Source organism: Paenibacillus foliorum, assembly GCF_013141765.1.
GTDB classification, from domain to species: Bacteria; Bacillota; Bacilli; order Paenibacillales; family NBRC-103111; genus Paenibacillus_S; species Paenibacillus_S foliorum.
Genome location: NZ_WHOD01000077.1, coordinates 1 through 12,355, shown reverse-complemented (window position 1 = coordinate 12,355; position 12,355 = coordinate 1). Strand labels below are relative to the sequence as shown.

Genomic DNA, 12,355 nt, shown 5'->3' with positions numbered 1-12,355 from the left:
CTCCGTTAGCTTAATTCAAGATATCTTCTGAATTAACTGAGAGGCTATATGCCAGTAGACATCTAAGTCAGTTAATTCTAAATTATCTAGCGTATCTTCTCCACCTAAGAACAAAGGAATTTTATATCCAACACATTTATCTGAAGTAACTGGTTCTGAAGAATGATTGCGCCATGAATTAAAAAAGCTTACTGCTAACGATTCATTCTGATATTTAACTAACTCTTCTTCATGGAAGCTAGTGAAAGAGACGGGTATTTTTAATACTTCGCCCGTGCCAGGTTCAAACATCAAGATTACCAGTCCATCTTTGTGAAAATACATTGCAAAGTGTCTCCCCAACCAATCGTATGAAAAACAAATTATTTTATTTTGAAATTTGGGGAATGCACTTTCAATAATCGAAGTCCATTTCGATATTTCTGAAACATGATGTACCCTGTACAATCCTTTTTTGAATGATTGCCCACTATAATTAAGCAAGAACTCCTTTGCTCCAGGGACTTTTTCAAGATAACCAATGACGTTACTGTTTTCGATTGAATCAATATCTTTTAGAGGTTGCGCTCCAAATTCTAAAATAAAATTGTCGAACAAATTTAAACCTCCCTACGGGTTATTGAATCCAAGAAGATATTGCTATAACCAGTGTTTAGTGGATTGAACTCTCGTTCCCAGTTAGTTCAACGAGTTTTTTCTCTCATATACATGAAAAAAATAATTGTAAGGATTCTTTTCATCCTTAATCCCTTTTTCAACAGATACTTCTTTCCATTCTTCATAATTAACTACTGGAAAAAATGTATCTCCTTCGAATTCATGATGAATTTTTGTAACATACATTTTCTCTACATAAGGCAAGAACATATCATAAATCTGTTCTCCACCGAATATGAAAATCTCTTCTTCATTTTCACATAACTTAAATACAACTTCGATTGAATGGGCAATTTCACAACCCTCAAAGTTAAAGTCCTTATCTCTAGTCAAAATAATATTTCTTCTGGCAGGTAAAGCCCTTCCGATTGATTGAAGATTCTTTCTACCTAATATGATTGGGTATCCTTTCGTAGTGGTTTTAACATATTCCCAATCATTAGGAATTCTCCAAGGAATGTCGTTATCCTTGCCGATTACTCTATTCTTATCCATCGCGACAATTAAAGAAATTTTCAAAAATGACCACAGCCTTTTTAGCCTATTTTACCATGTATTTTAATCTTTATAATGAAATTCCTCATTAAACAAATCTGCCCGTTACTTCAATGAAATCAAAAAAAGAACTGCTTCAGTGCAGCTCCTGCGCTATAGTGTCCCTTTAGCTTAATGATCCTTGGTCTTATGTTTGTGATACGGTTCTCCGCGCTGTCTTTAACGGCAAGTATTAGAGCCATCCTTTGTGGGATGGCCCTTACTTTGTAAATTATTTAACTTTGAAGGAGACTTGGAAAAATCCGCAGTCGACTGACTAAACTCGGGCAAGCTTATCCGGGTTTCGTACGGCATACAATCTGGCAATCTTTCCGCGTCGGAGATGTATAAATATAGCGGCCAAAGTTTCGTCCCTCGAACGAATTACTATACCGTTTTCACCGTTTAAATGAGCAGCCTCGAGGTGAAGTCTTTCCTGATAATTACCTATGCTCTGGAACCCGTCGAGCAGGGCTCTGGCCACATGATCGCGAGTTTGTATCGGACGCTTATACGCGGTTACTTTTCCGCCTCCGTCGGCGACGAGCATGACGTCGTCGGTCAACAGAGACATCACATGGTCGACGTTACCTTGTTCGAGGGATGCGAGGAACCGGCTAACCCATTCCTGTTCGATCGCTTCGGCCGCGACTGGCTCATCTTCGGATATTCCCATCTTGCTTCTTGCCCGGCTCATCAACTTGCGGCAATTCGCTTCTTGCTTGCCGAGCAGTTCCGCTATTTCGGGATAATTGAAGCCCAGCGCCTCACGCAGAACGAAAACCGTCCGCTCCGTCGGCGACAGCCGCTCGAGCAGTACGAGCATAGCGTAAGACAGCAGATCGCGACGGACGACCGTCGTCTCGAGCTGATCCGCTTCCGGCGTCCGAATCGGTTCAGGGAGCCAGGGACCGACGTACATCTCCCTCTTCTTCCTCGCCGACTTTTGCAGATTGCGGCAGCGATTGGTTACCATCTTGCACAAATACGCTTTCGGCTCCTCCAAACGTTCGGGATGTACGTCGTACGCCTTAACAAATACATCCTGCACCGCATCTTCCGCGTCTGCCGCGGAGCCAGTCAACTGATAAGCCAACGTGAACAGAAGCGCTCTATATTGATCGTACAGTTCCTCCATCCGCCGTCTCACCTTCTCCGGGCTATTAGACATATATCAACTTGGTCCCTATGTTTCTATCGGAGCCAGCTAGCAAAATCCCATCCCAGCTTTTTGACTTTCCACGCAAGCTTCCCCGTTATGATGATATCAAGTCCCCATTTGCGTACCCACATCAACCCGCGATTTTGCCCAAGGCCGAAGCCGAAGGTATCCAAAAACGATTTGTGAACCGGCGCGGAACGGCCCTCCAGATCAGCCATCACGATTTTTCCCAGTCTTAACGCCTGCGGCCCAGCTTCTTTGCACGTCATCTGATCTGCCTTGCCGGTACTCGGATCGACGATTCTCGCACAATCGCCAATGCTGTATACGCCCGACATCCCTTGGACGCGATAGCATTCATCCACCAGCACTTGAACTTCAGAAGTAAGCGGCAAGCCCATGCTGCGGAGGGCCGGATTCGGTATCAGACCAATCGTCCATATACATAGGCCAACCGGCAGACGATCACTATTGCTCAACGTTAACACTCCTGCTTGCTCCCGCATTGCCTTACGATTGTGAAGCACTGTCACTCCACAATCGCTGAGTATCTGATCCAATTTTCGTCCAGCTTTCTCTGGTCCTTCCGGGAACAGCCGCTCCTGCGCATTCAGCAAATAGACGGAGATATCGGACGAATTCAGTCCCAGCGTCGACGCTTCCTTCTGCATGGCGAGCGCCAGTTCGGCGGATGTCTCGATGCCGCTGTTGCCCGCCCCCGCAACTGCGACTGTCATCAGTCGCTTTCGTTCTTTAGGATTTGTCTCGCCGGCAGCTTGCCGTAGATTGGCGCGCCAGCGCTCCCGGATGTCCGCCGCGGCTTGCGGGTCGGTCAAGGCGATGCCGCCCTGATCGGGATCCGGTCGCCGAACGATGCTGCCAGCCGCCACAACTAAAAGGTCATAACGAATTCGGGCATCATTTCCTTGCGCGTCTGTATATCGAATCCGTTTTTCCCCGCTATCCACGGACGTAACCGTACCTTGCATGAATTCGACTCCTTCTGAAAACCCATAATGCGTCCAAGGAATCATAATCTCTTCCCCGCCTGCGGCCGGCCGGAACAACATCACTTTGCGCACATGACCCGGCTGCTTGTCGATCAGAACAAATCGAATACGCTGTCCGTTCGCCATGCCCCGGGTCTCTTCCTTTATTGCTTTGAGCGCCCCAAGCCCTGCATGGCCGCCTCCAATGATAATGCATGTCAAGTCGTTCATCTCTCTTCATCTCCTTTACATTTTTCACACATATAACAACGTAAGGATCTGATTTGTGACAGTGTAAACGAGCGAAGACTGTTCAAAAGCATTTTTTGAGTTGATCCCTTCCATCAAACGGTGGAGGGGCTGTTTGCTTTCACATGTATGGGACTAGTTATGTTAGATAGACTTATCCTCTTGTATTCAATTCCACTAGGCTGCCCGTTTGTTCAATGAAAAGCAGACAGCCTCAGCCATCTGCTTATTTCACTATCGTACAGAGGGGGTTCAATTTTTGACTATTTTATTCCCGTGCGTCGTAGCCCACAATATTGTTTGTCTTTGAGTTAATGTAAATTCCTATAGGACCAATCAGAGCATCACCACTGGTCTTAAATTCAACTCTTACAACCTGTTTCGTTATTGTTCTCCGTTGAGCGACCAGGGACGGCGGATTGCTGAGAGTAGGCGCCGCATGCCAACCACGTGCCCGCCAGAACCAATAACGATCAGTCGGTAAAGGCTGCCGCAAGACCGGGAAAGGCAGCTCGACTTTCAGCGCGTAACCGTGATCGATCCGGACTGACGTGATCGAGACGAAAGATCAGGGCGTACGACGAGAATCGATGGCAGCCCTCGAGAACCAGCTCACGTCTAGGGACCGCGGCGATTACCCGAAAACCGGGAAACGTTGAGCCCTCGGCAAAGGGCCTAGGCCCAGATGCTGTGCAGTCGGCGGATCCAACCAATCTCGCGTAGATGGCCACACCAGGACGCGAGAAGGATCGGTCCAGTGTTTCACACAGATTGCGCCAGACGTCGTTGGCCCCCGCTGCAATGACCGTCTCATGCTCATCGAGGTACGGCAACGAAGTGATATGCTTCAAAGCCTCAGTGAGGTCCGATCGATTTTGACAAGGCGTAGTATGCCAGGTTCTTCGGCCCCGGGAGCGTTGTCCTCTTCCTATGCCTACAACGAAAAGAAAAATTACGACAGCAAAAATAATGATAAATAAAAATTGCATATCGAGACTCCCCTGTACTTTTGGTATGATCCGCTCGTCGGGCTTAGTACGCTGACTTTTTGCATACTCGACTCGGGGTCTCCCTGACCACGCACCACGAAATACAGCGTGTCGCCCTCGGTCGTAACATGACCAAACGGCACAGACATGATCGTGTTTGGGCCAACTCAATCGATGCCACCAAACCCGCAATGCCTCCACCAATGATTGCCACATCAAACTGTTCTCCAACATACCTTCCTTCGCTGTTTATTCATTCATTAACAAGGAGGACTTCCGCTCTCCAATGAAATTACAGTTCTCTACTTTACCTGTATGTCGTTATCTTCGAGGGAAGTTGGTTTCGATACGATTTACTGGCCATTATTGCCTATAAGCTGTGGCTGTTCTTTCGATTTTCTGAACTCGAACCTTTAATGCGGAGCCCAGAATTACTATGCCGCTTACCAATGAGATCCATGTAAGAGCGGTTACGGGAGCATTCCAGCCAAATCCTTTGCCAAAGAAGAACAATTCCCGCAGACCATCGACCATAAAGCGCATTGGGAGCCATGGATGAATCCACTCCCGATAGAAAGAGGACATCATTTCAGGCGGCAAAGCCAGCAAAGACGCCCCGAAGAAAAGCAATAAGGCGAATATAGCAACACCTCTGATACCCAACACCGACATTACAGCAGTTATCATAAGGAAAAAACTGAAGAACGTAACGGATAAGAACAGCGCGGTATCCGCAAATTTAGGAATATCAAGATCCAGCATTCCATTCGCAAGCCAGGTTAGCCCGAATCCAACCGCAAGAGAAGCGATCGCGCCCATCAGGATATGCAGCAGTTTCGAGACTTGGCTCTCTCTTCGGGTCTTAACCAATCGTTTACTGAAGGTTATAAAAAGGATTGCTGAGCTGGCGATACATGCCATCCATAAGGGCTGAAATAAGGAAACAGGGGCATTGCCATTCACGCTTTTCGCGCCCGTTTCATTTACATTTGTCACTTTTTTTGCAATCGGTGAGGCTAAACTCGCAGCTTGCTCTACGGTCAGCGTAACTCCCTGCGTCTTAAAGCCCTCAAGCAATTGGGCGCGAACGCTGTTGTTCATGTTGTCAACGACTCCGTTCAGGATTTGCCCTGCTGCTGCCGATGCTGCGGTATTCATGCCTTGGTTTATAAATATCTGAACTTCAGGCACTGACGGTTTCGGGGTTCGCAAAGAAGCTTGCTTAGCGCTGAAGTCGCTCGGAATTACCAATGCCGCGTAATACTCTTGATTGTTTAATCCGTTCCGTGCCTCTTCCGCGCTTGATACCTCCACCCACTTCACAGCGGGGTCACCTTCCGTAGTTGCTGCCGTTTTCCGCATCATTTCAACGATCGTTTGCCCCATATTCATTTTCGGCTGACCCTGAATTTCAAAACCTTGATCTTCATTCACAACGGCAATCGGTAAATTTCTTGGTTTGGACTGGACAGATGGAAAAAATGTAAGCGAAAAAATAAATACAACCAGGAAAGCAATAATTGGCGCTAACAATACCAATTTGTTTTTAAAAATATACATGTTTCACATCCTCATTTCGCAGAAAAATACTGAAAAGCTGCTTTATCATTCTTCAAAAGACGAGGGCAAGCTGCCGGATTAATCATCTCACTTCTCACCGTTCAGCGAGGCAGCCTCAATGTGAAGTTTTCCCTGTATGCGCCCGAATCCGTCGAGCAGGATTCGGGCCACGCGATCGCGCGTTTGTATCGGACTCGTGGCCGCGATTACTTTTCCTCCTCCATCGGAGACGAGTATGACGTCTACAGTCAGCAGGGACAGCACATGATCGACGTTACCTTGCTCGAGGGATGTGAGGAACCGGCTAACCCATTCCAGTTCGACCGCTTCGGCAGCGACCGGCTCCTCCTCGGTTATTCCCATCTTGCTTCTTGCCCGGCTCATCAGCATACGGCAATTCGTCTCTCGCTTGCCGAGCAGTTCGGCGATTTCGAGGTAATCGAAGCCAAACGCCTCACGCAGGACGAAAACCGTTCGCTCTGTCGGCGTCAGCCTCTCCAAAAGTACGAGCATGGCGTAAGACAGCAGATCGCGGCGGACGAGCGTCGTCTCGAGCGTATCCGCCTCCGGCGTCCGAATCGGTTCGGGGAGCCACGGACCGACGTATACTTCCCTTCTCCTCCGCGCTGACTTCTGCAGATTGAGGCAGTGATTTGTTACCTTTTTGCACAAATACGCCTTCGGTTCCTCCAAACGTTCGGGATGTACGTCGCCCGCCTTAAAAAACACGTCCTGCTCCGCGTCTTCCGCGTCCGCCGCAGAGCCTGTCAACTGATAAGCCAGCGTGAACAGCAGCGCTCTATATTGATCGTACAGTTCCTCCATTCGCCGTCTCACCTTCTCAGGGCTGTTAGACATATTGCAATCTTGGTCTCATGTTTATTATCGAAGCTTACTGCCTCCATCCCACGCCAGTTTCCTGAATTTCCAGGCAGGCTTTCCCGTTACAACCATATTAAGTCCCCATTTGCGTCCCCACACCAATCCGTGGTTTTCCCCCAGGCCGATGCAGAAGAGATCTAACGGCGCCGATTTGTGAACCGGCGCGGGGCGGCCCTCCAGATCGGCTATCACGATTTTCCCCAGTCTATCTTCCTGTAGCGCAATTTCTGCGCATCTCATCATAGCTGCAATGCCGGTTTTAGGGTCGACGATTCTCGCGCAGTCGCCAATGCTGTATACGCCCGGCGCCCCTTGGACGCGATAAGATCCATCCACCAGCACTTGGCCTTCAGGAGTAAGCGACAAGCCCATCGTGCGAAGGGCCGGATTCGGAATCAGACCAATTGTCCATATACATAGACCAACCGGCAGACGATCGCCATTGTTGAGCGTCACTACTCCTGCTTCCTCCCGCATCGCCTTGCGGTTGTAAAGCACTGTCACTCCACTTTCTCTGAGTATCTGATCCAGTTTTCGTCCAACTTTCTTGGGTCCATCCATGAACAATCGTTCCTGAGCACTTAGCAAATAGACAGAGATATCGGACGGGTTCAGTCCGAGTGACGATGCTTCCTTCTGCATCTCGAGCACCAGCTCGGCGGATGTCTCAACGCCACTGATCCCCGCCCCCGCAACTGCGACTGTCATCAGTCGCTTTCGTTCTTTAGGATTTGTCTCCCCAGCAGCTTGCTTTAGATTGGCGCGCCAGCGCTCCCGGATGACTGCCGCGGTTTGCAGATCGGTTAAAGATATGCCACCCTGATCAGGATTCGGTTGCCGAACGACACTGCCGACCGCCACAACCAAAAGGTCATAACGAATTCGGGCATCATTGCCATGCACATCCTCATATCGAATCTGTTTTTCCCCGCTATCCACGGACGTAACCGTACCTTGCACGAATTCGACTCCTTCAAAAAACTCATAATTCGTCCAGGGAATCATAATCTCTTCCTCGCCCACGGCCCGTCGGAACAACAGTATTTTACGCACATGACCGGGCTGTTTGTCCAACAGAACAAACCGAATCCGCTGTCCGTTCGCCATGCCCTGGGTCTTTTCCTTTAATGATTTGAGCGCTGCAAGCCCTGCATGGCCGCCTCCGATGATTATGCATGTCAAATCGTTCATCTTTCCTCAGCTCCTTTTTTGTTTTCGCACATATAACAATGTAAGCCTCTGATTTGTGACATCGGAAACGAACGAATGAGAAAACTTGCATGGGCCGTTTAATCAGCCGTTCTTTCGTACCGGTTTTTATGAGTAAATCTGCCTGATAGTTCAACGACCAGCAGGTCATTCTGTATATCCACGACAAGCAGAAAGAGACCCGCAGCAACGGGCTGCGGGTCTTTAATTATATATATAGAAAAGGGGGTTGAGTTTTATTATGGGCTTGGTTCAATAATCCCTCATGAAAATCAAATTATGTTGATTACAAATGTCGCCGCTGAATTTTTCCAAAACAGCATTACGTGAACCCCATCCAAGGTGTTAATTTAGCCCAATTTTGAATATTAGCCCAATAATTTAGCATGATATTGATTATGAGCACAAATTCCAATGGAGATGCATAACCGCGGTGCATTTGATCTCACACTAGAAGATATGCCCCAGCTTGTCGGGGTTCCGAACGATATATATCTTGCGGATCTTCCCTTCTTCGATGTGAAAGAGCACCACTGTATGGACTGCGCTATCTTCCGATCGAAGAAGTATGGCAGGTTCTCCATTGACTTGACCCATTTCGATGACCAGTTCTTCTCCGATCCTAGCTGCTTTACGCAAACCACCGAGAAGGTAACGACCAACTCGTTCACGCGAAGCAATCGGATCGACCGTAGTACGCACTTTACCGCCACCATCGGCAACTAGAACGACATCTTGATCTAGCAACGATAAAAGTTTATTCATGTTCCCTTTCTTAAGCGCTCCCATAAATCCATGAACCCATTCCTGGCTCTCATTATGGATATGAATTGGTTCATCGGATATTCGTCCCATCTTTGCACTCGCACGGCTGAACAGTTTGCGGCAGCTCACTTCGCTTTTTTCCATGAGCTTGGCGATCTCGTTGTAATCGAAGCCTAGCGCCTCGCGGAGGACGAACACGACCCGCTCGGAGGTCGTCAGCCTCTCGAGCAATACAAGCATTCCGTAAGATAGGAGATCATCCCTTTCAAATGTTTCGATTAAATCGTCGCTCGTGAGAAAAGGCTCTGGAAGCCATTCCCCGAAATATTCTTCCCGTTTTTTTCGTGCTGATTTCATCATATTCTTACTGCGATTGGTAACCATTTTGCAGAGATAAGCCTTCGGCTCCTCCAATCGCTCCATAGGAAGACTATATGCTTTAACAAAAACATCTTGCACCGCGTCCTCTGCATCGGAAACTGATCCCGTTAATTGATAGGCAAGCTTGAACAACAGCTTCTTGTACTGCTTGTAAAGTTCTTGCATCGACTTGCTCCTTCCGTAACTGATTTACAACGGGCAACAGTTAAGGAAACTCAAATTTCGAAATCGATCGCTTCTTGCAAAAAGATTCCTCACACCCAAACTATAAATTTTCGTTGAACATTCGTGTTATCCTGCCAGTTATCGGTACAGCCTGCCGAATCACGCCGGCAGGCTGTACGTTTGCAGTATCGTTCTGCGTTAGTTTAATTCTTCTGAGCATGAGATCGATGAGTTCTTAATTCTTGTATCTTATAACAGTCCCCGCAATAAGGTCATATACAGTTTGTTTATTTTTGCTCCATAATGGACTTATCAAGTAGATGAGTACCAGACCGTAGACTATCGCCAATAATGAATAAATTAAAGAACTTGGGTAATCAGAAGGAATGACCATGTGCCAAATGGTGAAATGGGCTAGTTCCCAAGGAATGAATTTAAGGGCAGAACGAAAAAGCGATGTTCCTAGTCCGATTGATTGGCCATAAATTCCAGTCACCACGACCCCCACTTTTCTTTTCCCCCATGTCGCGTGCGATTTCGATCCCTCACATATGGCAAAATAAAGATATACAGGTAGAGTAATGAATAGGAATCCAGTGATCTCGGCCGACAAAGGATTTATCGTAAACAGTGGAATCAACAATGGCCTTATAAGAAAAGATACGCAGATTAGCAGGATGATGTAGCCCGTAATAATAACATAATCCCATAAAAAGGCAATTATGCGAGTGCCTAAAGATACGCTTTTTAACTCTCCATGCCTATGCACAACTCTTCCCCTCCTAAAGAACATAAGGAACATACCACTATTTAAATATTCGGGGTTTTATTCAATTAACCTGCCCGTTAGCGGAGTAAAGGGCTACCACGCGGCAGCCCTTCAGTTGTTTAACTATCGTTCCCAGTTACTTTAACTGTCACCGTATTTAAAATTATCTTGTTTCATCACTGTCTCTGCCCAGATTTCAAACGAAGCATATAACTCAGTTACTGGCCAAAACGGATCTGACTCGACTGAACCTCGCCAAGTTAAGTGCACTTGTGCGTATTTCTCTTCATTGATTAACCGAAACAGGTACCATCCCTGTCTCTCCTTTGAGCTACAATTTTAAGTTCTTTATTGTACAATACATGATCTACGCAGACTTCTTTTCTAAGCACCAATAAGAACTTTTCTGATATTGAGATTTGCCAGGGATCCAACAAAGTAATTTTGTCCAACTCATTATCAGCTCTGTTTCGTCAACCTCGTCAGCTCCAAACTCAACGCTTACTAGTACAGTGCAACTTCCCAACCTTCAAATTCGGGCTCAACCTTATAACTACTATCAACATAACTCCGAATAAACAGGGCTGCTCTCATTTCTGCGTATTTGGGATTACAAACTTTTCCATCATCATCCATTTCAATAACGTTCGCAAAAATAGCGTATGCTTGTTCTAATGCATTCGGCTCTTCAAATATACAAGAATAATCAATACCTTCAAGTATTGGAAGTCCCACAGTTCCATTTGCTATCCAAAAGGAAAATGTTCGCAGCGCCCCACTGAAAGAATGACTTAACTTTTGCACTTTAATTCCTCCGATCAAAAAAATGAATCTCCTTCGAGATTATCAAATGGTATAGTCTCATTTTAACACATATTGGAAGTATCCTGCCCGTTACTTCAACGAAAAAGGGAGCAGCTACCGGCCGCAGCGATCTGCTCCCTGGTGATTAAACTAACGTTCCCCGTTAGCGTAATGACAGGAGAATTTAGCCATACCTTTGACACAACCGACAATGGCTGAATTCCATAAAAGATTCGTTTCTTACAGCTTTCCCATGAAAGCTAACAAATGTTCTTTCACCTGTGCTTTTTCTTTCTGGCTCATATTGTTTAATTTTATATTCTTTGCAGTATCAGGGATTATAAGGATTGTGGAGGGTTCTTGAATTGTTTCTTTAAGGGTATTTCCTTCTTCAGTGAGCAACAGCTTAGATTTGTTTGAATAGGAATGGATTATTTTTGTTTGTAAATAATTACCTTCCATATCATAAAAATCCTCAATAGATTTAATATCCGATTTCATATGGGTTTTCCCTTCCTCAATAGTGGTTATTGCATTCACTATTTTGTAACCCGTTCGTTCAAAGAATCCTTTATCATTTTGATTATCATCAAGTGTTTCTATTGCAAAAACATCAATGGTTTCATATTTCTCGGTTTGACTACATGCACTTATAAGCAGAAAAGTGAACATGAATAAACAAATCTTCACTAATATCATTAGCTTTTTGTTGAAATTCATTACTTCACTCCTAACCTGGATTAGTTCAGCATATTTAGATTAGATTACCATCATACCATATAATGGGAAGTTTTGGTTACCGAAATTCGATATATCCTGATGTTCCGCTATCCTGCCCTTCCCTCGGTTTTAATGGTTTATCTAACGTATACTCACTCATTCGCAGGATTTCATCACCCGGAAGATAACGATTGCTTGGAAAACAAACTCATTTGGTTAAGTGGTCTTTATTTTGAGCATGCGGAAATAGAGGAACCCTAAAAGCCATTTCCTAAATTTCACTCTACTGCACGCTTATTCCACGAATACCCTGGAAGCTTACCATCCCATGGCTCTACGGGTCTATGCCCTTACATTCCATCGTCATATCTATCCAAGGTGTGGAGACCGATTGCGTTTAGCGGACGGGTCTAAGCCCTTTTCGGGCAGGAACTCGGTTCTCCGTGCTTTCTTTGTAAAATCCTGCGAATGAGTCAAAATACGTGGTATTTGCAGTGTTATGCAGCTTGCGCAATGATGC

At 46.1% G+C, this 12,355-nt stretch carries 11 protein-coding genes; all 11 read right to left on the bottom strand.

Annotation, left to right across the window (positions count from 1 at the left end):
* Positions 1–15 precede the first annotated feature (15 nt).
* The 11 genes from GC093_RS21260 to GC093_RS21210 all read right to left on the bottom strand — a co-directional run bounded on the left by GC093_RS21260 (position 16) and on the right by GC093_RS21210 (position 11,835).
* Positions 16–597 carry a T6SS immunity protein Tdi1 domain-containing protein gene (locus GC093_RS21260; RefSeq protein ID WP_171653918.1) on the bottom strand — a complete coding sequence of 194 codons (582 nt, stop codon included), beginning with the start codon at positions 595–597 and terminating at the stop codon, positions 16–18.
* Positions 598–678: 81 nt separating this feature from the next.
* Positions 679–1,176 carry a DfrD/DfrG/DfrK family trimethoprim-resistant dihydrofolate reductase gene (gene dfr / locus GC093_RS21255; protein ID WP_171653917.1) on the bottom strand — a complete coding sequence of 166 codons (498 nt, stop codon included), beginning with the start codon at positions 1,174–1,176 and terminating at the stop codon, positions 679–681.
* Between the two features lie 292 nt (positions 1,177–1,468).
* Positions 1,469–2,329: an RNA polymerase sigma factor SigJ gene (gene sigJ, locus GC093_RS21250; protein ID WP_171653916.1), complete on the bottom strand. Its 861-nt coding sequence runs from the start codon at positions 2,327–2,329 to the stop codon at positions 1,469–1,471.
* A 56-nt stretch (positions 2,330–2,385) separates the two neighbouring features.
* Positions 2,386–3,573 (bottom strand): NAD(P)/FAD-dependent oxidoreductase, encoded by a 1,188-nt coding sequence (locus GC093_RS21245; RefSeq protein WP_171653915.1) that lies wholly within the window; start codon positions 3,571–3,573, stop codon positions 2,386–2,388.
* A 1,370-nt stretch (positions 3,574–4,943) separates the two neighbouring features.
* On the bottom strand, positions 4,944–6,134 hold the full coding sequence (locus GC093_RS21240; RefSeq protein WP_171653920.1) for a YhgE/Pip domain-containing protein: 1,191 nt from the start codon (positions 6,132–6,134) through the stop codon (positions 4,944–4,946).
* A 93-nt stretch (positions 6,135–6,227) separates the two neighbouring features.
* Entirely contained in the window at positions 6,228–6,965 is a 738-nt protein-coding gene (locus tag GC093_RS21235; RefSeq protein WP_171653914.1) for a sigma-70 family RNA polymerase sigma factor, read from the bottom strand.
* 57 nt (positions 6,966–7,022) lie between these two features.
* On the bottom strand, positions 7,023–8,213 hold the full coding sequence (locus GC093_RS21230; protein WP_171653913.1) for an NAD(P)/FAD-dependent oxidoreductase: 1,191 nt from the start codon (positions 8,211–8,213) through the stop codon (positions 7,023–7,025).
* Positions 8,214–8,681: 468 nt separating this feature from the next.
* Positions 8,682–9,542, bottom strand: coding sequence for an RNA polymerase sigma factor SigJ (gene sigJ / locus GC093_RS21225; protein WP_171653912.1), 861 nt, complete (start codon positions 9,540–9,542; stop codon positions 8,682–8,684).
* 235 nt (positions 9,543–9,777) lie between these two features.
* The gene (locus GC093_RS21220; protein ID WP_171653911.1) at positions 9,778–10,311 is read right to left on the bottom strand and encodes an RDD family protein; all 534 of its coding nucleotides are present in this window, start codon (positions 10,309–10,311) and stop codon (positions 9,778–9,780) included.
* 504 nt (positions 10,312–10,815) lie between these two features.
* Positions 10,816–11,133, bottom strand: coding sequence for a DUF7677 family protein (locus GC093_RS21215; RefSeq protein WP_216624740.1), 318 nt, complete (start codon positions 11,131–11,133; stop codon positions 10,816–10,818).
* Between the two features lie 222 nt (positions 11,134–11,355).
* Positions 11,356–11,835 carry a hypothetical protein gene (locus tag GC093_RS21210; protein ID WP_171653910.1) on the bottom strand — a complete coding sequence of 160 codons (480 nt, stop codon included), beginning with the start codon at positions 11,833–11,835 and terminating at the stop codon, positions 11,356–11,358.
* Positions 11,836–12,355: the final 520 nt, after the last annotated feature.